This window comes from Paraburkholderia sp. RL17-380-BIE-A, assembly GCF_046028085.1.
Classification (GTDB): domain Bacteria; phylum Pseudomonadota; class Gammaproteobacteria; order Burkholderiales; family Burkholderiaceae; genus Paraburkholderia.
This window is the reverse complement of record NZ_JARESQ010000001.1, coordinates 307540-329320: the sequence shown is the minus strand read 5'-3', so window position 1 is coordinate 329320 and position 21781 is coordinate 307540. Positions and strand designations below refer to the sequence as shown.

Below are 21781 nucleotides of genomic sequence, written 5' to 3'. Positions count from 1 at the left end.
ATTCGGCGCGCCAAAGGCGGCGTTCTCGAGTACAGGCAGGGGCACGGTGCAAATCGCACCGGGGTTGGACGCATGGCGCCCGGCATGGCCATAATACGGGCTGTTGCCAACCGAAAGCTCTTTGCAAACTCACGGACGCCCGCCACGACGATGAAAGAAGAATCGCCGAAAGCCATTTTCTATGCGCTCGCCGCCAACCTCGGCATCGCCATCTGTAAGTTCGCTGCTGCCACATTCACCGGTTCCGGCTCGATGTTCGCCGAGGCCATTCACTCGACCGCCGACTGCGGCAATCAGCTGCTGCTGTTATTCGGACTGCGCGAAGCGCGTAAGCCGGCGAGCCCGTTGCATCCCATGGGCAGCGGGCGCGAGATCAACTTCTATTCGCTGCTGGTCGCGCTGCTGTTGTTCTTTGTCGGCGGCGCGTTCTCGGTCTATGAGGGCGTGCATCGTCTGTTCGTGCACGAGCCGTTGCAGTATGCGTATGTGGCGCTGGTAGTGCTCGGCGTGTCCGTGGTCCTCGAGGCGCTTTCCCTGTGGGGCGCGGTGAAGGAAATCCGCAAGACGCATCCCGACAAGAACATGTGGCGCTGGTTCCGCGAGACGCGCGAGTCCGAACTGCTCGTGGTGGCGGGCGAGGACATCGCCGCGCTCGCGGGCCTGGCGATGGCCTTCGCCGCCGTGCTGCTTACGCTCGTGACCGGCAATCCGGTCTATGACGCGCTGGGCTCTATCGGCGTCGGCCTGCTGCTGATGTTGATCGCATGGCTGGTGGCGCGCGAAGTAAAGTCGATGATCGTTGGCGAATCGGCGAGCCCCGAGGTGCGGCGCGCGATCGAGGCGCATCTGCGCGGGCGCACCGAGATTCGCAGCATCATCAATATGATCACGCTGCAATGGGGCCGGCATGTCGTGGTGGCCGTGCAGGCGGAAATGATCGACTACGCAAGCGGGCGCGCGATGATCGATGCGATCAACGTAATCGAAGAGGACTTGCAGACCACGTTTCCACAAGTCCGCTGGGTGTTTTTCGAACCGGACGTGCCGCGCGTTTGAGCGGCACGCGCGCCGCTTACTTGAACCCAGTCACCGCGTGCGGCACGTACAGCTCCTCGAGGCGGCCGTTTTCCTCCGCGCTCAGATTCAACGAGAGCGCGGCCACCGCATCGTCGAGATGATGCAGTTTGGTTGCGCCGACGATCGGCGCGGTGATCGGCTTTTTCTGCAACACCCACGCCAGCGCGACTTGCGCGCGCGGCACGCCGCGCTCGTTGGCGATCTGGCTGACCCGTTCGACAATCCGCCGATCCGCGTCCTCCGTGTGCGCATAGAGCGTACGGCCGAATTCATCTGTCTCGGAGCGGGCGCTTTCCGTGTTCCAGTCACGCGTCAGGCGGCCGCGCGCGAGCGGGCTCCACGGAATCACACCGATCCCCTCGCTTTCGCATAGCGGCAACATTTCGCGCTCTTCCTCGCGATAGAGCAGATTCACGTAGTTCTGCATCGTCACGAAGCGCGTCCAGCCGTTGCGCTCGGCCACATGCAACGCCTTCGCGAACTGCCACGCATACATGGACGATGCGCCGATATAGCGCGCCTTGCCGGCCTTCACGACATCGTGCAGCGCTTCCATGGTTTCTTCGATCGGCGTGCCGTAGTCCCACCGATGGATCTGGTACAGGTCCACGTAATCCGTGCCGAGGCGCCTGAGACTGTTATCGATTTCCGCCATGATGGCCTTGCGCGACAGGCCCGCGCCGTTCGGGCCCGGATGCATGCGGCTATTCACCTTGGTGGCGAGCACGATCTCGTCGCGCTTCGCAAAGTCCTTCAGCGCGCGGCCGACGATTTCCTCGCTCGTGCCGTCGGAATAGACATTCGCGGTATCGAAGAAATTGATGCCGTGATCGAGCGCCTGCTTGATGAAGGGCCGCGCGGCCTCATCGTCGAGCGACCAGGGATGAGTGCCGCGAGACGGCACACCATAGCTCATGCAGCCGAGACAAAGACGCGATACATCGAGGCCGGTACGGCCGAGTTTCACATAGTCCATCGTGGTGCTCCTGCTGTTAACTGCACAAACGCGGTGCGCGCCCGAGTGAGTTGCCCTCGGGCACGCTGCGGACGCCCGATTATAGGAAAACGGCGAAAAGCGCGTGCGGAGCCGATTCCCATAGCTGCCCGGCGGCGTCCGGAAACGTGAACCGATAGTGCATCGTGTAGTGGAAAATAATTTCTTCGCACCTATACTTCTTTCGGCTTGAAAGCAGCACTCTCTCCCAACCTGCATCACAAGCAAAAAAGGAAGATCACGATGCTGACTCGTTCACTCGGCGCTAGTGCCGCCATTACACTCGCGGCATGTGCGGCCTTTTCGTCCGGACCGGCCAGTGCGGACGACAACGACGGTTTCTCGCATGATGACGGCGGCTCGCGAGGGCGGCCCGTCAAGGTGATGATCATTTCAATGTTCGGGCCGGAAGGGCAGGTGTGGCTCGACAACCTCGGGCCCTGGCGCGACATCGCCGTGGACGGTTTGTCGCCCGATTACCCGACGGTCCATTGCAACAAGCAGGACGTGTGCGTGATGACCACCGGCATGGGGCACAGCAACGCTGCTGCGTCGATCATGGCGTTGACGTTCTCGCCGCGTTTCGATTTGCGGCATACCTACTTCATGGTGGCCGGTATTGCGGGGATCGATCCGCAGCAGGGAACGGTCGGGTCCGCAGCATGGGCGAAGTATCTGGTCGACTTCGGGATTCAGTGGGAGATAGACGGGCGTGAAATTCCACCTGGCTGGACGACGGGCTACCTCGGCATCAATACCACGAGTCCTACCGCCAAGCCGCCGCTCGACTACCGCACTGAAGTATTCCAGTTGAACACCCGGCTCGCGGATACGGCGTTCGCCTTGTCCCGTAGCGTGACATTGTCCGATAACGTGCAGGCTCAGGCCGCGCGGGCCAAGTATTCGTATGCGCCCGCCAATCGGCCGCCCACTGTGATTCAGTGCGACACGCTGGCAGGCGATACCTGGTGGTCAGGCACGTTGCTCGGGCAGCGCGCGCGCGACTGGACCAAGATCCTGACCGATGGCAAGGGCGTCTACTGCACGACGCAGCAGGAGGATAACGCCACTTACGAGGCGCTCAAACGCGCGGCCTCGGTCCATAAGGTGGATTTGAATCGCGTCGCCGTGCTGCGGGCCGGCTCCGATTTCGACCGCCCGTACGATGGACAGACGAGCGCGGACAACCTGCTGAACTACGCTGCGCAAGGCGGCTTTACGATCGCTATCCAGAACCTGTTCCTCTCGGGCAATCCGCTCGTGCAGGACATCGCCACCCATTGGGGCGAGTGGCGCGACGGCGTGCCCAAGCGCTAGGCGTCTTCAAATGCGTGTGTACCCGCGGACAGGATCCGCGGGTACGTGCCGCTACTTTCGACATTTAGTGTTGCGGCGCGCGGTACGGCGTCCACACTGGCGTGTCGGTATCCCAATGGTCGAGTTCAGAGGGGGTCATGATGTGCTCCTTTTTGAAGAGTGAATGAAAGCGCCGCAATGACTATTTCTTTTGGAAACCGAATCATTGCAACAGGTTCGTTTTACTGTCCGTTGGCCACGCGTGTGACGTCGCCGCTCCTGCCTTCCTGCAGTGCGATCCGCGCAGCCTGCGTCTGACCGATCAGGCCTTTGTTCGGATACGTCGTGCGATTCAGCGCGGGCAGCGAACCATCGCGATAGGCTGCGACGAGTTCGGCCTTCACTTCTTCACGCGTTTTCGCGCTGGTGGTCGGCGTGGGTTGTGTTTCATAAGTGCCGGCGCGGCCAATGCCGCCGCTGCTGCTTTGGGCAAACACCGGAGCGCTCGCGAGCAGCGAAAGAGCCAGGCCTGCCAAGAGATTGCGTTTCATGATCCACTCCTGTCGATTCGTTTGCAGCACTAGCGGCGCTGCGACAGGGTGAAATGTAGACTTTGAAGCAGGGCGGATAAATCGCACTTTCGCGAAATGAATTGTCGTGTTTCCAGAACAATCGCGAAAACGCTGCGTTAAACCGTAGTAATTACGGTGCTGGATAAGCAAACCGCGGCATTAGAGCCGCGGTTGGAATTCACTGTTTCAGAATCTGTACTTCAAGCCGAGTCGATCACGCGACCCATTCCGTTATCACCGGCGTGTCGAGACTCGGTGCCGACTCGCGTTCTTCGAAAGTGCGCATCGTACAGGTTGCGTCGAGACTGCCGCGTCCGCTCAGCAATGGACAACGGTCGAACAACTCCGCGATCCAGTCTACGAAAACGCGGACTTTAGGCGACAGATGCCGGCTGTGCGGATAGACTGCGGAAATCGGCATCGGCAAAGGTTTCAGCTCCGGCAGGACTTCCACCAGTTGGCCCGAACGCAGATGCGGCAGCACCATGAAGAGCGCCGGCTGAATCAGGCCGAAGCCTTCCAACCCGCACGTCACGTAGGCATCGGCGTCGTTCACCGACACGATGCTCTTCATTTTCACTTCGACTTCTTTGCCGTCAACCATGAAGGCCCAATCGAGCGTGCGCCCCGTGCGGCTCGAAAAGTAATTGACTGCTTTGTGATTCTCCAGGTCTTCGAGCGAAGTGGGCATGCCCGCGCGCCCGATGTAATCGGGGGCCGCGCAGGTCACGCCCTCGAACAAACCGATACGGCGTGCCACTAGCGAGGAATCCTGTAGCGCGCCAACCCGCACCACGCAGTCCACGCCTTCCTGCAATAGATCCACCGGCCGGTCCGTCAGGCCGAGTTGCAGGTCGATGTCCGGATAGCGCGTGTGGAATTCACACAGCGAAGGAATCACCAGCAGGCGGCCAATCGACCCCGGCATGTCGATGCGCAGCTTGCCGTGCGGCTTTTTATTGCCGCTTTGAAAACTGGCCTCGGTTTCTTCAACGTCCGCAAGGATACGCACGCAGCGTTCGTAGTACGCCGCGCCGTCCGGCGTGAGCGACAGGCGCCGCGTGGTCCGATGCATCAGACGCGTGCCGAGGAACGCTTCGAGGTTCTGAATAATCGTGGTAACCGATGCGCGCGGCAGGTCGAGCGTTTCCGCTGCGCGGGTAAAGCTGTTGGTGTCGACGACACGTGTGAACACTTGCATGGCCTGAAGCCGGTCCATTGCAGACCTCCAATAGGGGCGGGCGCACCGAGCAGGAATGGACTCCACCGCGAATCCGCAGACAATCGCATTCGATTGTTCAGGGGCGCCGAATTGTGTTGCCGGATTATAGGCATTTATTTACGAGTCTGCTGAACCCACAATTCGCACCATTGAAGTTCTATGCGCATTGCGCGGCTCGACATGGAAGCATTTAAACCGCCGTACTCCTTCGTGCCCACCGGCAGCGAGCCGGCAGAGGCCGACAGCACGGCACTGGAAGTCACTGACGTGCAGATCGAAGGACACGCGCAGGACATCACGTTACGCCTGTACCGGCAGGCAAAAAAAACCGCATTGCCGGTACTGCTTTATTTCCACGGTGGTGGATTTACGAAGGGATCGATCGAACAGGCCGATTACGCCTCGCGTTATTTCGCAGAACACTTACCGGCTCTCGTCGTGTCGGTGGGCTACTCGCTCGCGCCGCAGTTTCCGTTTCCGGCCGCGCCTGAAGACGCGCACCGCGCGGCGCTGTGGGTGCAAACGCGAGCGCGTGCATTCGGCGGCAACAGCAAGAAGGTGGGTGTGGCCGGTCACGATGCGGGCGGCCAACTGGCCAATTGCCTCGCCTTTATTGCGCGCGATCGTGGCGACGTGCGTATTTCCGCGCAGGCGCTGTTCGGGCCGATGCTCGATCCGAGCCTCACGCGCCTGGGTGACGAAAAGCGCCTCGGTTCGGACATTACCGCGAAAGAGTGCGCGGCGTGTTATCGCGCGTATCTGCCGCAAGCGTCGCAGCGCATGCATCCGTATGCCGCGCCGCTCGAATCGTCGCGCCTCGCGGGGCTGCCCGCCACGCTGATCGCGACGGCGCAAAACGACGTGCTGCACGTGGAAGCGGAGAAATACGCCAGCAGTCTGATCGACGCCGGAGTGCTGACCCAGGTGGTCCGCTATCCGAGTGTGTCGCATGCCGCGTTGGCCGATCATCCGCCCGCCTTGCAGGAAGCGGTGCGATTTTTTCAGTGGCGTTTCGACGCGCGCGCCCATCGATAGAACAGAAACAAGCGGAAATAAGTAGAACTTTGATCAACGATACCGGGAGCTTCACATGACTATCCTTCCTCTTTCCCGTCGCCGTGTGGCGATTGCCGCACTCGTCGTCATCGCCGTGGCCGGGCTGGGCACGTTCGGCGCGATCCGCGTGGATGCGAGCTCGCCCGCCGCGCCGACCATCGTGCCGGAAGTCGATGTCGCCACCGTCGTGCAGAAAACCATCACCGATTGGCAAAGCTATTCGGGCCGTCTCGAAGCCGTCGAGAAAGTGGACGTGCGATCGCAGGTGCCGGGCACCATCGTGTCCGTCAACTTCAAGGACGGCGCGCTCGTGAAGAAAGGCGACACGCTGTTCGTGATCGACCCGCGTCCGTATGCCGCCGAAGTGGATCGCGCCGAAGCGCAGCTTGCCGCCGCGCAGGCACGCACGGGCTACACCCAAAGCGATTGGGAGCGCGCGCAACGCCTGATCGCCGACAACGCGATCGCCAAGCGCGACTACGACGAGAAGCAGAACGCCGCGCGTGAAGCGAGCGCGAACCTGAAGGCCGCGCAAGCCGCGCTCGAAACCGCCCGCATCAATCTCGGCTACACGAAGATCGTCGCGCCGGTGTCGGGCCGCGTCTCGCGTGCGGAAATCACGGTGGGCAACGTGATTTCGGCGGGCGCCAGCGCGGCGCCGCTCACCACGCTGGTGTCGGTTTCGCCGATCTACGCATCGTTCGACGCGGACGAACAGACCTATCTGCAATACCTGAGCCGCGCGAAAGACGGCAGCAAGGTGCCGGTGGAACTCGGTCTCGCGGACGAGAGCGGCTACTCGCGCAGCGGCGTGATCGAGTCGGTGGACAACCGGCTCGACACCTCGTCGGGCACGATCCGCGTGCGCGCGCGTTTCGACAACCAGGATGGTGCGCTGATTCCCGGTCTGTATGCGCGCGTGAAGGTCGGCGGCAGCGAACCGCACCCCGCGCTGTTGATCGACGACGCCGCGGTGGGCACCGATCAGGACAAGAAATTCGTGCTGGTGGTGGACGCGGGCAATCACGTCGTCTATCGCGAGATCGCGGTAGGCGGCATGCAGGGCAATCTGCGTGTGGTCAAGGGCGGCCTGAAAGCCACCGACCGGATCGTCGTGAACGGCATCCAGCGTGTGCGTCCTGGCGATGCGGTGCGCGCCCATATGGTGCCCATGACGACCGATCAGGATCCGAACAGCGCGCCGCTTGCACAGACGCAATCGCAGCCGAAAGCGCAGCCACAGGCGCAAGCGCAGACGCGCACCAAAGCGGACAAGAACTCGTGAGCCTCGCGCGCCGTGGCCTGACTGCGCGGCGCATGCTCCAACGTTAAGAGCTTCCAATGAACATATCCAAATTCTTCATCGATCGGCCGATCTTTGCCGGCGTGCTATCGGTATTGATCCTGCTGGCGGGCGTGATTTCGCTCTTCAAGCTGCCGATCTCGGAGTATCCGGAAGTCGTGCCGCCTTCGGTGGTGGTGCACGCGCAGTATCCGGGTGCGAATCCGAAGGTGATCGCCGAGGCGGTCGCCTCGCCGCTCGAAGAGCAGATCAACGGCGTCGAGAACATGCTGTACATGCAGTCGCAAGCGAATAGCGACGGCAATCTCACGCTCACGGTGACCTTCAAGCTCGGCACCAATCCGGACCTCGCGACGCAACTCGTGCAGAACCGCGTCAACCAGGCGCTGCCGCGCCTGCCGGAAGACGTGCAGCGTCTCGGCGTCACGACGATCAAGAGCTCGCCCACGCTGACCATGGTGGTCCACCTGATCTCGCCGAACAATCGCTATGACATGACGTATCTGCGCAATTACGCGCTGTTGAACGTCAAGGATCGGCTCGCGCGGATTCAGGGTGTCGGCGAAGTGCAGTTGTGGGGTTCGGGCGACTACGCGATGCGGGTCTGGCTCGATCCGCAGAAAGTGGCGCAACGCGGTTTGACGGCGACCGAAGTGGTCAACGCGATCCGTGAGCAGAACATCCAGGTGGCGGCCGGTGTGATCGGCGCATCGCCTTCGGTGCCGGGCACGCAGTTGCAGTTGTCGGTGAATGCGCGCGGCCGTCTGAAGACCGAGGGTGAATTCGGCGACATTATCGTCAAGACCACGCCGGACGGCGGCGTGACCTACCTGAAAGATATCGCGCGAATCGAACTCGCGGCCTCGGAATACGGCCTGCGTTCGCTGCTCGACAACAAGCCGGCGGTGGCGCTCGCCATCAACCAGGCGCCGGGTGCGAACTCGCTCGCGATTTCCGATCAGGTGCGCTCCGCGATGAAGGAACTCGCGGAAGACATGCCGGCGGGCGTCGAATACAAGATCGTCTACGACCCGACGCAATTCGTGCGTTCGAGTATCGAGGCGGTCGTGCATACGCTGCTCGAAGCGATTGCGCTGGTGGTGATCGTCGTGATCGTGTTCCTGCAAACGTGGCGTGCGTCGATCATTCCGTTGATTGCGGTGCCGGTGTCGATCGTGGGGACGTTCTCGCTGCTGCTCGCGTTCGGTTTCTCGATCAACGCGTTGTCATTGTTCGGCATGGTGCTCGCCATCGGGATCGTGGTGGACGATGCGATCGTGGTGGTGGAGAACGTCGAGCGGAACATCGAAAACGGGCTGAGTGCGCGCGACGCGACGTACAAGGCGATGCAGGAAGTGAGCGGGCCGATTATCGCCATTGCGCTCACGCTGGTTGCCGTGTTCGTGCCGCTCGCGTTCATGACCGGTTTGACGGGCCAGTTCTACAAGCAGTTTGCGATGACCATCGCGATCTCGACGGTGATCTCCGCGTTCAACTCGCTGACCCTCTCGCCGGCGCTGTCCGCAATGCTGTTGCGCAGCCACGGCGCGAAGGAAGACTTCCTGACGCGCGTGATGAATCGCCTGCTGGGCGGTTTCTTCAGGCGTTTCAACAAGGTCTTCCATCGCGGTTCGACCGAGTATGGCCGTGGCGTGACTGGCGTGCTGCGCCGTAAGGGTGCGATGCTCGCGGTGTACGCGATCCTGCTGGGCGCGACCGTGCTGATCTCGCGTGTGGTGCCGGGCGGCTTCGTGCCGGCGCAGGACAAGGAATATCTGATTGCCTTCGCGCAATTGCCGAACGGTGCGTCGCTCGATCGCACGGAGAAAGTGATCCGCGACATGAGCGCAATTGCGCTGAAGCAGCCGGGCGTGGAGAGCGCGGTGGCGTTCCCGGGACTCTCGGTGAACGGCTTCACGAATAGCTCCAGCGCGGGCATCGTGTTCGTCACGCTCAAGCCCTTCAAGGATCGTGGCGACAAAAAGCTCTCGGCCGGTGCGATTGCCGGTGCGCTGAACCAGCAATACGGTGCGATCAAGGATTCGTTCGTCGCGGTGTTCCCGCCACCACCCGTGCTCGGTCTCGGCACGCTTGGCGGCTTCAAGATGCAGTTGGAGGATCACGGCGCGCTCGGGTACGCGGAGTTGAACAAGGCAGCGGAGGCATTCGTGAAGAAGGCGGCGCAGACGCCTGAACTTGGCCCGACCTTCTCCAGCTATCAGATCAACGTGCCGCAATTGAACGTGGATCTGGATCGCGTGAAGGCCAAGCAACTCGGCGTGCCGGTCACGGACGTGTTCAACACGATGCAGATCTATCTCGGCTCGCTGTATGTGAACGACTTCAACCGTTTCGGCCGCGTGTATCAGGTGCGGGTGCAGGCAGATGCGCCGTTCCGTCAACGCGCCGACGACATCCTGCAACTGAAGACGCGCAATGCCGCGGGCGACATGGTGCCGTTGTCGTCGCTGGTGACGGTGACGCCGACGTTCGGTCCGGAAATGGTGGTGCGCTACAACGGCTACACGGCTGCCGACATCAACGGTGGACCGGCGCCCGGCTTCTCGTCGGGGCAGGCGCAAGCGGCGGCCGAACGCGTGGCGGCGGAAGTCCTACCGCGCGGTGTGAAGCTCGAATGGACCGACCTGACGTATCAGCAGATTCTGGCCGGCAATGCAGGCTTGTGGGTGTTCCCGATCAGCGTGCTGCTCGTGTTCCTCGTGCTCGCCGCACTGTATGAAAGCCTGACGCTGCCGCTCGCGGTGATCCTGATCGTGCCGATGAGCGTGCTGTCCGCGCTGACCGGCGTGTGGCTCACGGGAGGCGACAACAACATCTTCACGCAGATCGGGTTGATGGTGCTGGTGGGTTTGTCGGCGAAGAACGCGATTCTGATCGTCGAGTTCGCTCGCGAACTGGAGCACGACGGGCATACGCCGCTCTCCGCGGCGATCGAAGCGAGCCGCTTGCGTCTGCGGCCGATTCTGATGACGTCGATCGCTTTCATCATGGGCGTGGTGCCGCTGGTGTTGTCGAGCGGAGCGGGTTCGGAGATGCGTCACGCAATGGGTATCGCGGTGTTCTTCGGCATGCTCGGCGTCACGCTGTTCGGCTTGATGCTGACCCCTGTGTTCTATGTAGTGCTGCGTACGCTGGCGGGTGGAACGATTCACGTCGCGCAGAAGGATTCGCCGCACTACGGCGCGCCGGTGACGGACGCCTGAGGAGAAAACAATAATGAAACGCTTTGAATCTTTGAGTGGGTGGGGCCGGGCGGCTACCAGCGGTTTGCTGGTCGCGTTGCTCGCCGCCTGCTCCGTGGAACCCACGTACAAGCGGCCGGAAGTGGATACGCCGGTGGCGTTCAAGGAAGCGCCGGCTGCTTCGGCGCCGTCGGCTGCAACATCGGGTGCAGCGGCGCAGGAGAACGGCACGTGGAAGCAGGCGCAGCCAGCAGACGACGCGCATCGCGGCGAATGGTGGACGATTTTCGGCGACGCGCAACTCAACGCGCTCGAAGAGCAGGCGGCCGCCGCCAATCAGGATCTGAAGGCGGCCGCGGCGCGCGTGCAGCAGGCGCGGGCGGTGACGCAGGCGGCGAAGTCCGACTGGTTCCCGAAGCTCGACGCGGGCTTCGGCCCGACCCGCGAGCGTGCCTCCGCGGCATCGCAATTCCAGCCGGATAGCGCGGGCGGCACGAACGGTACGATCTGGCGCGCGCAAGTCGGCGCGTCGTACGAAGCGGATCTGTTCGGGCGGGTCGGCTCAAACGTGAACGCGTCGCGTGCGGACGAGCAGCAAAGCGAGGCGCTGTTCCGTTCCGTGCAACTCTCGTTGCAGGCGGACGTCGCGCAGAACTACTTCCAGTTGCGTGAGCTGGATACGGATCAGGATCTGTACCGCCGTACTGTGGCGCTGCGCGAAGACACGCTGAAACTGGTCGAGCGGCGTTTCAGGGAAGGCGATATCGGCGAGCTGGATGTGTCGCGGGCTCGCAATGAACTCGCGAGTGCGCGCGCGGATGCCGTGGGCGTGGCGCGTCAGCGCGCGGCGTCGGAGCACAGCCTTGCGATTCTGCTTGGCAAGCCGCCTGCGGATTTCTCTTTCGCGGAAGCGCCGCTCGTTCCGGTGACGGTGCGTGTGCCGCCGGGTCTGCCCTCGGCATTGCTTGAACGCCGGCCGGATATTTCGGCGGCGGAGCGGGCGATGCAGGCCGCGAATGCGCGAGTCGGCCTGGCGAAATCGGCGTTCTTCCCGAAGCTCGATATCACCGGCGCGGCTGGTTTTGAATCGGCGACGCTCGGCAATCTTTTCATGTGGTCGAGCCGCGCGTTCATTCTCGGGCCGTTTGCGGGCACGGCGTTGACGCTGCCTTTGTTCGACGGCGGCCGCCGCAAGGCGAACCTCGCGCAGGCCCGTTCGAAGTATGACGAGGACGTGGCGCAGTATCGTCAGCAGGTGCTGGTGGCATTCCGTGAGGTCGAAGACAACCTGGCCGATCTGCGCCTGCTCGACGATCAGATGCGCGAGCAGAACGATGCAGTGCAGGCATCGCAACGGGCGGCGCATCTGTCGCGTACGCAGTACACGGAAGGTGCGGTCAGCTACCTGGACGTGATCGACGGCGAACGGCAGGTGCTGATTTCGCAACTGCAGGCGAGCCATTTGTCGGGCACGCAAGCGGTGGCGACGGTTAATCTGATTCGCGCGCTGGGCGGTGGTTGGAGTGGGGACGGGGCGGCCGACACGGCGGTGGGCGCCGTCGCGCCGGCTTCGGCTTCGGTGGTTGCCGCGGCTCCTGTGGCCGCTTCCGTGCAGCAGGTGGCGAAGCGGTAGGGTAGCCGAAGCAGGAGCGGGTGGTAAACGCCGGGTCGCGCGAAAGCGCGGCCCGGCTTTTTTCGTTTCAATGTGCTGGTTGAGAAATCAGGGGGATATCGTGTTGATTTGATTGCGAATGTTTCATATGTTGCGTTTATTGCGTTTGTGGGCTCTGTTGTTTATACTCGACCGTATTCTGGAGTCGAATATGGCCGCCGCTACACCCGATCGCATCATCCTGTCGGACGACGACGCAACCGTGCTGTCCGCTGCGAGCCGCCTGATGGGCGCTGCGCTCGATCACTCACGCGCGCATAGCGTTGCGCTGGTCGAAGAGGGTGCGCATGGAGATATCGCCCGCATCGAGGTTCCGCCCGCCACGTTGCGGGTTCTCTCGCGTGTGCTGGCCATGATGGCCAGTGAGCAGGTGTTCGTTCTTTATCCAACTGACACCGAATTGAGCACCAAGCAGGCGGCAGATTTGCTCGGCGTGTCGCGGCCATTTCTGATCGCTCGCCTTGAGGCCGGTGAGCTGCCCTTCCGAAAGGTCGGGCGGCATCGCCGCATGCGTATGGACGACGTCATGCGCTACAAGGAAACCATGCGTGCAATACGCAAGAGTGCGCTGGACGAGATCGTGGCCACTAGCGAATCGATAGGTGGATACGATCTGTAATGCTTTCGGTTGATCGCTTTACCGTCGTGCTGGATGCATGTTCGCTATTTCCAATGGTGGTGCGCGACGTATTGCTGACTTTCGCCGATCACGAGTTCTATGCGCCGAAGTGGTCCACTCGCATTCACGAAGAGTGGACCCGCAATCTCGCAACCCGTTTCGCGGACAAAAGCGCGGCTAACGACGCCGCGCCGAAGATCGCTGCGATTCGCAGCGCTATGGATCGTACGTTTCCTGATGCGCTGGTAACACAGGTACTTCCGGAGAGTAGCGAAATTGTCGACGTCGATGAGAAAGACCGCCATGTCGTCATGACGGCAGTGGCGGCTCGGGCAGATGCGATTGTCACCTTTAACCTGAAGGACTTCGCGGCTGAACAGTTGGAGTTGAGCCTGCGTATCGAAGTGAAACACCCTGACGTCTTCATTCGTGATCTGATCGATCTCAATGAAAAGCGCGCGTTGGCTGCATTCAGGGATTTGCGAGCACGCAAACGCCGACCGCCCTGGTCGGTGGACGAGTTGCTCGAGCGGCTTATCCGCGCGGGTCTGGTTCAGACCAGCGCGTGGTTGTCCAGCGCAGACGTGCTGCCATTGTTGTAACGTCGGCTCAGGCCACGAGGCGCGGCTATGCCCAAATCATTTTTCCCGCTTTCCTTTCGAAAATCCCTTCGTAGACCGCTGCATTTCCGCCCTCTATGATGAGCCGCACCTCATCTGGAGAGAGGCGATGACCTGTCCGACCTTCCGCTGTCCGCGCTGAGCGAATGCGCGTCCTGTCGCTGCCACGCGAGGGCTGAGCCGCGCGTCGCGGAATTCAGTTGCCTGATAAGTCCGGCGTGCCGGTTCCTGGCCCGAAGCAAGTCCGTAACGCTTTGGCGACCCGGAGGCGTATGCCGGTGGATCGGCTCGCCACGAATCAACACCACGCCCCAATCCCAAGAGTTCACCATGCGCTTTTTTCTATCCAACGTGCGGCACTTTTTCTACACGCCGGCTATCTCGCTGATCAGCGCTTTCGGTCTGACGCTCGCATTGCAAGCCGCGCCTGCTTCAGCGGCCGACACGTCCACGCTGAAAATCGGCACCGCGACCAGTCCGCAAATCGAAGCGCTCAAAATCGCCGCGCACGAAGCCAAAGAGCAGGGACTCGACGTGAAGATCATCGAGTTCACCGACTGGAACACGCCGAATGCGGCGCTCGCCAACAAGGATATCGACGTCAACTACTTCCAGCACATTCCGTTTTTGGAGAATGCGAAGAAGCAGGGCGGTTATAACTTTGTCGCCATCGCGCCCGGCACGATCATGAAAATCGGCCTGTATTCGAAGAAGATCAAACGCTTCGACGAACTGAAAGACGGCGCCACGGTTGCGATTGCCAACGATCCGGTCAACGGTGGCCGCGGTCTGTTGCTGCTGCAACGAGCCGGTCTCATCAAGCTGAAGCCGGGCATCGACTATCGCGCGACGACGCTCGACATTACCGACAACCCGAAGCATCTGAAGATAGTCCAGTTGGAAGCGTCGCAACTGGCGCGCTCGCTCGACGACGTCGATCTCGCACAGGGCTACCCGAGCTTCATCAAGCTCGCGGGCACCACCGATCCGAATAGCGCGCTGCTGTTCGACGGCCTCGAAAACAAGAACTACGCGATCCAATGGGTGGTTCGTCCGGAAAGCGTGAACGACCCGCGTATCCGCAAGTTCATCTCGATCTATCAGCATTCGCCTGCGGTGCGCGCCGCGCTCGACAAGGCCTTCGGCAATCTCTACGCCGTCGCCTGGTAACGCGCACCGTCATGCGTGGACCGTTCGAAGACGACGATCCCGCACCGGCGCCGCGCAAGACGCGGTTCAGGGGCGAACTTGCCCGGCTGTGCGGCGTGCATGCCGGCGCACAGCCTCGGCGCGCGATACAAACCGCTGCGCTGGCCATTGCGAAAGCCTGAAAGGAGCTAAATCATGGGCAATCTTTTCGACGCGCCGCAGTTCATCGAAGACGCGCCGTCTCTCGCTGTGCATGCGGGTTCGCACGCAGCGGCGACGCAATCCGCCGTGATATTCCACAACGTCGGCAAGGTGTTCGCCAACACGCGCGGCGTGCCGACCGCGGCGCTCGCCAACGTCACGTTGAACGTGGCGCGGGGCGAAGTGTTCGGCATTATCGGACGCAGCGGCGCGGGCAAGTCGACGCTGCTGCGACTCGTCAACGGCCTGGAGAAGCCGAGTTCAGGCGCGGTGCGCGTGAACGGCGTCAGTGTCGGCGAACTCGACGAGCGCGGACTGGTCACGTTGCGCCGACGTATCGGCATGGTGTTCCAGCACTTCAATCTGCTTTCCGCAAAGACGGTACGCGAGAACATTGCACTGCCGCTGAAAATCGCCGGTGTGCCGAAGGCGGTCATCGAGAAAAAGGTCGATGCATTGCTGGAACTGGTGGGCCTCTCCGCCAAGCGCGATGCTTATCCTGCGAGCCTGTCGGGTGGTCAGAAGCAGCGAGTCGGCATTGCGCGCGCGCTGGTCACCGACCCGGATATTCTGCTGTGCGATGAAGCCACCTCCGCGCTGGATCCGGAAACGACGCAAGCCATCCTCGCGTTGCTACGCGATATCAATCAGCGCCTGAACCTGACCGTCGTATTGATCACGCATGAAATGCAGGTGATTCGCGAGGTCTGCGATACGGTTGCCGTGATCGAGCGTGGCGAAGTGGTGGAGTCCGGCCCCGTGTGGCGCGTGTTCGGCGATCCGCAACATGACGCGACACGGGCGCTGCTGCGCACCTTGGTGCACGATTTGCCGGCGGATCTCGCCGAACGTGTCAAGCCATTGCACGACATCGCGCAAGCGGATGCGCAGATTCTGCTGGACGTGCGTTTCACCGGCGTCGACGCGCGCGAGCCGGATCTCGGCGGTCTGGCGTCAGCGTTGAGTGCGGACTGCGGGCGTGTGAGTTTCGTGCATGGCGGCATCGACCGGATTCAGGGGCATGCGCAGGGGCGCCTCGTGGTGTCAGCGCAGGTGCGTGCGAATGCGGACACCACGGTGCAACAGCAGATCGCGACGTTGCTCGACCGCGCACGCCGCTATGCGAACCATGTCGAGGTATTGGGCTATGTCTGAGTTGTGGCTTTCCGAACTCGCCGACGCGATTCGCGACACCATCGTCATGGTGGGCGTGTCGGCCTTTATCGCGGCGCTGGTCGGCATTCCGCTGGCGCTGGTGCTGGTCACCACGACACGCGGCGGTATCTTCGAGAAGCGGGCGGTGAATAGCACGCTCGGTGCGCTCGTCAATGCGTTCCGCTCCACGCCGTTCATCATTTTGCTGGTCGCCTTGCTGCCGCTCACGCGTTTGCTGATCGGCACGACGATCGGCGTGTGGGCCGCGATCGTGCCGCTCAGCATCGCGGCGATTCCGTTTTTCGCGCGCGTGGCGGAGGTGAGTTTGCGCGAAGTGGATCGCGGTCTGATCGAAGCCGCGCAGGCCATGGGTGCGCAGCGCCGGCACATCATCTGGCATGTGCTCCTGCCTGAGGCGCTGCCGGGCATCCTGGGCGGCTTCACCATCACCGTGGTGGCGATGATCGGTTCGTCGGCGATGGCGGGCGCGGTCGGCGCCGGCGGTCTTGGCGATCTGGCGATTCGCTATGGCTACCAGCGGTTCGATACGACCGTGATGGTGACGGTGATCGTACTGCTGATCGTGATCGTCACGGCGGTGCAGTTCGTCGGCGATCGATTCGTGCGGCGGCTCGCGCAGCGAGCTTGATCGCACATGATCGGTTGATCCGTTCTGCTCCGTTGTGCCGTCCTGCGGCTATTTGCATGAAGAATAGCCGCGCACGTTTCCGTCATCCGCATCAACAACGCCTATCATGCTAGCTAAAGCATTGAGCGCCGCGGGCGTTCTGCCTATCACCGCTCGCCGAAAAACTTTTCACGTGGAAATTGCATGAACGATCCTCGTCATGCCGACGCGTTACAAACGCCTCAGGCATCCGCTGCGCCGGTGGTGCGCGATCTCGCGAGTTTGCTCGACGCGTTGCACGCCACTGCCGCGCAACGCGATCTCGACGGCGGCCACGCCGCACAGGAAAAACAATGGATCGCCGACGCGGGGCTGCTCACGCTCGCGGTGCCGCGCGAATTCGGCGGCCTCGGCGCGCGTTGGCCCGACATCTACGAGACGGTTCGCAAGATTGCGCGGGTGGACAGCGCGCTCGCGCATCTGCTGGGCTTTACGTGCTTGCAGGTGGTCAGCGTCAATGTATGGGGCAGTCCCGAACAACGTGCCCGCTATCTGGGCGGCACCGTCGAAAACCGATGGTGGTGGGGCAATGCCGTCAATCCGCTCGATACGCGACTCGTTGCGAGCGCAACCAGCGACGGCGGCTATCTGCTCGATGGCCAGAAGGGCTTTTGCTCCGGCACGCGCGGCTCGCAGATGATGACCGTTTCCGCGCATGATCCGGTCACCGGCACCCCGGTGTTCGGCGTCGTGCCGACCACGCGGGAAGGCATCACTGTTCACGAAGACTGGAATCCGATCGGCCAGCGGCAGACCGACAGCGGCAGCGTGTCCTTCGTGCGCGTCAAGGTCGAACCGGACGAAGTGATGGTGCGGCCCGACACGCCGTACGCCAGTTTGCGCACGCTGATCTCGCAGTTGGTGCTGACCAATCTGTTCGTGGGCATCGCACAGGGCGCGCTCGACGAAGCACGGGCCTACGTCACGCGACACGGCAAGGCGTGGATCTATTCGGGCGTCGACAAAGCGACCGACGATCCCTACCTGATCCAGCGTTTCGGCGAGATGCGCCTGCAAGCGGTGAGCGCCGAAGCGCTGACCACGCGCGCCGCATGGCTGCTCGAAGACGCCTGGCAACAAGGTCCGGCGCTTTCCGCGGAAGCTCGCGCGCAGGTTGCGCTCGCCACCTCGGAGGCGAAGATCGTCGCGCACCGCGCCGCGCTCGACGTCAGCGAGCAACTCTTCGACGCCTGTGGCGCCCGCGCCACGCACGCGCCGCTCGCGCTCGACCGTTTCTGGCGCAACGCCCGCGTGCATACGCTGCATGATCCGCTCGACTATCGCGTGCGCGACGTTGGCCGCTACGCGCTCACCGGCGCGTTGCCGGAGGTTTCTTTGTACACTTGAGGCGGTTCGCGGCGGCCTGTACGATGCGCCGTGGTTTATCCCCTTCAAGAGGCTCCCGGATTGCAGTTCAAACTACCGACCACCGCAACGGCGCCGTTTTGCCCATCCGAAGTGCAAGGCTCGGTGGCCGTTTCGCAAGGCGCGCCGTTCTGGAAGAAGATTCTGCAATTCGCGGGCCCTGGCCTGCTGGTGTCGATCGGCTATATGGACCCGGGCAACTGGGCCACCGACATCGAAGCCGGATCGCGCTATGGCTACAGCCTGCTGTTCGTCGTCATGCTGTCGAGTCTCGCGGCGATGGCGCTGCAATGCCTGAGCATGCGTCTTGGCATTGCGACCGGGCGCGACCTCGCCGAGTTGTCGAGAACGCGCTATTCGCCGGCCGTCGCGCGTTTTCAGTGGCTGCTCGCTGAACTGTCGATCGTGGCCTGCGATCTGGCCGAAGTGCTTGGCGGCGCGCTCGCTTTCCATCTGCTCTTTAAATGCTCGTTGACCACCGGCGTGCTGCTGACCGCGTTCGATACGCTGATCGTGCTCGGCCTGAAGGGCAAGAATTTCCGCGATCTCGAAGCGATCATGCTCGGCCTCATCGCGACGATCGGCGTCGGCTACATCATCGAGCTCGCGCTGGTGCAGCCGCACTGGCCGTCGGTCGCGCAGGGACTGGTTCCGTCGTGGCAGGCGTTGAGTTCGCGCGAGCCTATGTATCTGGCGATCGGCATTCTCGGCGCGACGGTCATGCCGCATAACCTTTATCTGCATTCGTCGATCGTGCAGACGCGCGCAGTGAAGCGCGATCCCGCCAGCATCCGGTCGGCCATTGGCATGTCGCGCATCGATACGATCGTCTCGCTGATGCTCGCGTTGCTGATCAACATGGCGATCCTGATTCTGGCTGCCGCTGCGTTCCATGCCACCGGCCACAATCAGGTCACCGAAATCGAAGATGCCTACAAGCTGCTCGCGCCTATCGTCGGCACGGGTTTCGCGGCGGTGCTGTTCGCCGTGACCTTGCTCGCCTCGGGACAAAGCTCGACCTTTACCGGAACGGTGGCGGGGCAGGTCATTATGGAAGGCTTCCTGAAGCTGAAGATTCCCTGCTGGCAACGGCGCTTCATTACGCGCGCACTCGCTCTGATCCCCGCGCTGATCGGCGTGCAGATGATGGGCAACGGCGCCGTCGGCAAGCTGCTGGTCGCAAGCCAGGTCGTGCTGAGCCTGCAATTGCCGTTCGCGCTTTATCCGCTGATTCGCATGACCAACGACCGCTCGCTGATGGGCGAATTCGCCAACACGTTGCTGACCCGCTGCGTCGCGTGGATGCTGTTCGTCGTGATCAGCGCGGCGAACCTTTGGCTGGTGGTGCAGACGGTGGGCCTCGCCGGATGAGCCGGCCTCGCGCCGCCTGAGCGGCGCGATTAGGACGAAAAAAAGTCCGCTCATGCGGACTTTTTCTTTCGGGCTTCGGATCGAGTCGGGCCGGACCAGCCCTCGTCGAGTCAGAGTCGATGCAGCTCAGGCAGCTTGTGCGATCTGCGCTGCATCGAGCGCTTCCTGTTCCTGGCGAGCGGCGGCGGCCTTCTTCGTCTTGCCGGCACGCGACGGCGGCTGGCATGCGCCACACACCACGTTGTGCTGCAGATCGTGTTTGTGCGCCACGAACTTGCCGGTGCAACGGCAGCATTTGGTCAATTGCAGAATGTCGGCGTCGAAGAAACGCACCAGCGTCCACGCACGCGTCAAGTCCAGCACCGGTTCGGTCTCGCTGTGCTTGCAATGTTCCAGATACAGCCGATACCCCTTGGTCAGTGCATCCAGATGCGAGCAGCGGGCTTCGTTCTTCAGGAACAGGTACGTGTTGTAGAACAGCGACGCGTGAATGTTCGCCAGCCACGTCATATACCAGTCCGCCGAAAAGGGCAGCATGCCCTTGGGCGGCGATACGCCCTTGACCTCGCGGTACAGGCGGATCATGCGGTCGCGCGAGAGCGTCAATTCACTCTCGAGCACTTGCATGCGCGCGCCGAGTTCGATCAGTGCGATGGCGCGGAATACTTCTTGTGCGTCTTCCGTCAGGCTACGCTTGAGCATGGCAGTCACCCCGGTCAAGCGAACTGTTCAGCAGGCTGGCCTGCAAGCAGGATCGCCGCGTGAGTCGGTGCAACTGCGGCGTGTTTCGTCGTTTGCGTCAAAGCCGACAACATGGAGTGGTCGTTGAAGCGGAAGAAACACAAAAGCTGATCGGAAGCGGCCAGCTTGACGATCTGCGCGAGCGACAGCCCGGCAAGCAAATCAGCCAGTTCCGACGACAGTCCCAGCCGGAACATGCCGACCGGTTTGTCCTCGCGCAACATACGTTGCGCGAGCATGATGTAAGACAAGTTGATCTCGCGGATTGAATCCAGCGTCTCGCTGCTACGGTCCATTTTCTCTGTTTCCGAAGCCCCGAATTACGATGTCGGCATTTTTTGCCGTTATGTCTTTTGTGCCTCGCCGGAAACGTTGTCCTCCGGCTACTGTCACCACCTGATACAAGCGGCGACCTTTTGATACATGGCGTTACATTTCGTAACAGCTTGGGACGAATTGTATGAAGGGTAAAACAAGAAATCAATCCCTTCTCAAAAAAATGTCTCAAAAAGATACATCAATTTTCGGTAACTCTTTCACAGTCGCGTAATACGCGATGCATAGCGAATTTTCCGCTACCCTGGATTTTTGTCTGATCCATGAAAACCCTTGTGCGACCGGCTTTTCGCTCTTTCGTCTGAGCAAATAGGCTGGACCCATGACGTACCGGTAATTCCCACTCAAGTCAGAAAGGAAATAGAAAGCGAGCCCGATATAAAGTAATAAATGCCGCTCTTTGGCTGCGCTTGGGGGACACAACAGAGGTGTAACAGGTTGGTCGCGCCCCAGTTACAAACGCGGTCGGATTTGTAACTTCTTGTGTAACTTCGATCGGGTGGCGCGGTGGACATGCTCGACTTCGACCCGGAACGCCGGCCGCAGACGTGCTCCTGAACGGCGGGGAAGGTGGCGCGGGCCGCCGCGCCGTTATGGCTTACTAGATAAACAGGGCCATCAGATCGGCGTCGTGGAAGACCCCGTCGACATTCAGCGCTCCGACTTCGCAACCATATTTGCGAAAGCCGAGCGACTCGTAAAGCTTCCTCGCGGCCTCGTTGCGGCTGCCGACTAATAACTGGATTTGCCGCAGGCCGTCCATACTCGAGGCCCGCCTCAGCAACTCCTTCAGCAAAGCGCGCCCGACGCCGCGGCCGGCAGCCTCCGGCGCGACATACATGCCGACCACGGCGGCCTTATGCCGCTGTTTGTCGCTCGGGATCCGGATCAGGCCGACCACGCCGATCAATGGTGTTCCAGCCGATGCGTAAGCGCCGAGCAAGAAGTCACCTTCGGCCGCACGCGAGCCGTCCAGCATTGCATTGTGTTGCGACGGACCTTTGGCAAGTGCTTCTTCGTAACTCTGGCCGAACGAATCCGGATGCGCTTTCAGTCCGCGTAGCCGCAGGTTGAAGTAGTCGTCGCGGTCGTCGGGACCGAGTTGGCGTACGAGTACAGCGTTCTCGCTCAAGTGTCTCTC

The 21781-nt window shown here is 61.8% G+C and carries 19 protein-coding genes; 13 read left to right on the top strand and 6 right to left on the bottom strand.

Annotated features, from left to right (window positions below; all coding sequences use genetic code 11):
- The first annotated feature begins 150 nt into the window (after positions 1–150).
- Positions 151–1056: a cation diffusion facilitator family transporter gene (locus P0D68_RS01530; protein WP_408295803.1), complete on the top strand. Its 906-nt coding sequence runs from the start codon at positions 151–153 to the stop codon at positions 1054–1056.
- A gap of 16 nt (positions 1057–1072) precedes the next feature.
- On the opposite strand, the gene P0D68_RS01525 is transcribed toward P0D68_RS01530, so the two are convergent.
- A complete protein-coding gene (locus P0D68_RS01525) occupies positions 1073–2053 on the bottom strand; it encodes an aldo/keto reductase (protein ID WP_408295800.1) in 981 nt (326 codons plus the stop codon).
- Between the two features lie 261 nt (positions 2054–2314).
- Between P0D68_RS01525 and P0D68_RS01520 the strand changes: the two genes are divergently transcribed.
- Positions 2315–3388 carry a purine-nucleoside phosphorylase gene (locus P0D68_RS01520; protein ID WP_091807276.1) on the top strand — a complete coding sequence of 358 codons (1074 nt, stop codon included), beginning with the start codon at positions 2315–2317 and terminating at the stop codon, positions 3386–3388.
- 221 nt (positions 3389–3609) lie between these two features.
- Here the strand turns inward: P0D68_RS01520 and P0D68_RS01515 are convergent, their stop codons facing one another.
- Together P0D68_RS01515 and P0D68_RS01510 are read right to left on the bottom strand one after the other, a co-directional pair.
- Positions 3610–3918 carry a DUF4148 domain-containing protein gene (locus tag P0D68_RS01515; RefSeq protein ID WP_408182851.1) on the bottom strand — a complete coding sequence of 103 codons (309 nt, stop codon included), beginning with the start codon at positions 3916–3918 and terminating at the stop codon, positions 3610–3612.
- 235 nt (positions 3919–4153) lie between these two features.
- Complete coding sequence (locus tag P0D68_RS01510) at positions 4154–5158, bottom strand: LysR family transcriptional regulator (protein ID WP_091807280.1); 1005 nt, start codon at positions 5156–5158, stop codon at positions 4154–4156.
- A gap of 183 nt (positions 5159–5341) precedes the next feature.
- Between P0D68_RS01510 and P0D68_RS01505 the strand changes: the two genes are divergently transcribed.
- The 11 genes from P0D68_RS01505 to P0D68_RS01455 all read left to right on the top strand — a co-directional run bounded on the left by P0D68_RS01505 (position 5342) and on the right by P0D68_RS01455 (position 19563).
- Complete coding sequence (locus tag P0D68_RS01505) at positions 5342–6196, top strand: alpha/beta hydrolase (RefSeq protein ID WP_091809182.1); 855 nt, start codon at positions 5342–5344, stop codon at positions 6194–6196.
- A gap of 55 nt (positions 6197–6251) precedes the next feature.
- On the top strand, positions 6252–7502 hold the full coding sequence (locus P0D68_RS01500; protein ID WP_091807283.1) for an efflux RND transporter periplasmic adaptor subunit: 1251 nt from the start codon (positions 6252–6254) through the stop codon (positions 7500–7502).
- A gap of 56 nt (positions 7503–7558) precedes the next feature.
- Complete coding sequence (locus P0D68_RS01495; RefSeq protein ID WP_408295794.1) at positions 7559–10744, top strand: efflux RND transporter permease subunit; 3186 nt, start codon at positions 7559–7561, stop codon at positions 10742–10744.
- Positions 10745–10757: 13 nt separating this feature from the next.
- The gene (locus tag P0D68_RS01490) at positions 10758–12356 is read left to right on the top strand and encodes an efflux transporter outer membrane subunit (protein ID WP_408295792.1); all 1599 of its coding nucleotides are present in this window, start codon (positions 10758–10760) and stop codon (positions 12354–12356) included.
- A 118-nt stretch (positions 12357–12474) separates the two neighbouring features.
- On the top strand, positions 12475–13014 hold the full coding sequence (locus P0D68_RS01485; protein ID WP_408295789.1) for an excisionase family DNA-binding protein: 540 nt from the start codon (positions 12475–12477) through the stop codon (positions 13012–13014).
- On the top strand, positions 13014–13616 hold the full coding sequence (locus P0D68_RS01480; protein ID WP_091807289.1) for a PIN domain-containing protein: 603 nt from the start codon (positions 13014–13016) through the stop codon (positions 13614–13616). Before P0D68_RS01485 ends, P0D68_RS01480 begins: the two co-directional genes overlap by 1 nt.
- 348 nt (positions 13617–13964) lie before the next feature.
- Positions 13965–14804 (top strand): MetQ/NlpA family ABC transporter substrate-binding protein, encoded by an 840-nt coding sequence (locus P0D68_RS01475; RefSeq protein ID WP_408295785.1) that lies wholly within the window; start codon positions 13965–13967, stop codon positions 14802–14804.
- A gap of 174 nt (positions 14805–14978) precedes the next feature.
- Positions 14979–16139 carry a methionine ABC transporter ATP-binding protein gene (locus tag P0D68_RS01470; protein WP_408295782.1) on the top strand — a complete coding sequence of 387 codons (1161 nt, stop codon included), beginning with the start codon at positions 14979–14981 and terminating at the stop codon, positions 16137–16139.
- The gene (locus P0D68_RS01465; protein ID WP_091807296.1) at positions 16132–16788 is read left to right on the top strand and encodes a methionine ABC transporter permease; all 657 of its coding nucleotides are present in this window, start codon (positions 16132–16134) and stop codon (positions 16786–16788) included. The genes P0D68_RS01470 and P0D68_RS01465 overlap by 8 nt, the downstream gene beginning before the upstream one ends.
- 183 nt (positions 16789–16971) lie before the next feature.
- Complete coding sequence (locus tag P0D68_RS01460) at positions 16972–18174, top strand: acyl-CoA dehydrogenase family protein (protein ID WP_408295779.1); 1203 nt, start codon at positions 16972–16974, stop codon at positions 18172–18174.
- A gap of 60 nt (positions 18175–18234) precedes the next feature.
- A complete protein-coding gene (locus P0D68_RS01455; protein ID WP_408182828.1) occupies positions 18235–19563 on the top strand; it encodes an Nramp family divalent metal transporter in 1329 nt (442 codons plus the stop codon).
- Between the two features lie 126 nt (positions 19564–19689).
- Here the strand turns inward: P0D68_RS01455 and flhC are convergent, their stop codons facing one another.
- From flhC to P0D68_RS01440, 3 genes are all read right to left on the bottom strand, one after another.
- Positions 19690–20265: a flagellar transcriptional regulator FlhC gene (gene flhC / locus P0D68_RS01450; protein ID WP_091807302.1), complete on the bottom strand. Its 576-nt coding sequence runs from the start codon at positions 20263–20265 to the stop codon at positions 19690–19692.
- A 14-nt stretch (positions 20266–20279) separates the two neighbouring features.
- Positions 20280–20600: a flagellar transcriptional regulator FlhD gene (gene flhD, locus P0D68_RS01445; protein ID WP_028194930.1), complete on the bottom strand. Its 321-nt coding sequence runs from the start codon at positions 20598–20600 to the stop codon at positions 20280–20282.
- 641 nt (positions 20601–21241) lie between these two features.
- The gene (locus tag P0D68_RS01440) at positions 21242–21772 is read right to left on the bottom strand and encodes a GNAT family N-acetyltransferase (protein ID WP_408295774.1); all 531 of its coding nucleotides are present in this window, start codon (positions 21770–21772) and stop codon (positions 21242–21244) included.
- Between the last annotated feature and the right edge of the window lie 9 nt (positions 21773–21781).

Excerpts from the sequence above, each read along its gene's own strand:
- P0D68_RS01490 (WP_408295792.1), top strand. The coding sequence starts at position 10,758 with ATGAAACGCTTTGAATCTTTGAGTGGGTGGGGCCGGGCGGCTACCAGC.
- P0D68_RS01505 (WP_091809182.1), top strand. The coding sequence starts at position 5,342 with ATGGAAGCATTTAAACCGCCGTACTCCTTCGTGCCCACCGGCAGCGAG.
- P0D68_RS01525 (WP_408295800.1), bottom strand. The coding sequence starts at position 2,053 with ATGGACTATGTGAAACTCGGCCGTACCGGCCTCGATGTATCGCGTCTT.
- P0D68_RS01520 (WP_091807276.1), top strand. The coding sequence starts at position 2,315 with ATGCTGACTCGTTCACTCGGCGCTAGTGCCGCCATTACACTCGCGGCA.
- P0D68_RS01500 (WP_091807283.1), top strand. The coding sequence starts at position 6,252 with ATGACTATCCTTCCTCTTTCCCGTCGCCGTGTGGCGATTGCCGCACTC.
- P0D68_RS01515 (WP_408182851.1), bottom strand. The coding sequence starts at position 3,918 with ATGAAACGCAATCTCTTGGCAGGCCTGGCTCTTTCGCTGCTCGCGAGC.
- P0D68_RS01475 (WP_408295785.1), top strand. The coding sequence starts at position 13,965 with ATGCGCTTTTTTCTATCCAACGTGCGGCACTTTTTCTACACGCCGGCT.
- P0D68_RS01495 (WP_408295794.1), top strand. The coding sequence starts at position 7,559 with ATGAACATATCCAAATTCTTCATCGATCGGCCGATCTTTGCCGGCGTG.
- P0D68_RS01465 (WP_091807296.1), top strand. The coding sequence starts at position 16,132 with ATGTCTGAGTTGTGGCTTTCCGAACTCGCCGACGCGATTCGCGACACC.
- P0D68_RS01470 (WP_408295782.1), top strand. The coding sequence starts at position 14,979 with ATGGGCAATCTTTTCGACGCGCCGCAGTTCATCGAAGACGCGCCGTCT.
- flhC (WP_091807302.1), bottom strand. The coding sequence starts at position 20,265 with ATGCTCAAGCGTAGCCTGACGGAAGACGCACAAGAAGTATTCCGCGCC.
- P0D68_RS01510 (WP_091807280.1), bottom strand. The coding sequence starts at position 5,158 with ATGGACCGGCTTCAGGCCATGCAAGTGTTCACACGTGTCGTCGACACC.
- flhD (WP_028194930.1), bottom strand. The coding sequence starts at position 20,600 with ATGGACCGTAGCAGCGAGACGCTGGATTCAATCCGCGAGATCAACTTG.
- P0D68_RS01530 (WP_408295803.1), top strand. The coding sequence starts at position 151 with ATGAAAGAAGAATCGCCGAAAGCCATTTTCTATGCGCTCGCCGCCAAC.
- P0D68_RS01460 (WP_408295779.1), top strand. The coding sequence starts at position 16,972 with ATGAACGATCCTCGTCATGCCGACGCGTTACAAACGCCTCAGGCATCC.
- P0D68_RS01485 (WP_408295789.1), top strand. The coding sequence starts at position 12,475 with ATGTTTCATATGTTGCGTTTATTGCGTTTGTGGGCTCTGTTGTTTATA.
- P0D68_RS01480 (WP_091807289.1), top strand. The coding sequence starts at position 13,014 with ATGCTTTCGGTTGATCGCTTTACCGTCGTGCTGGATGCATGTTCGCTA.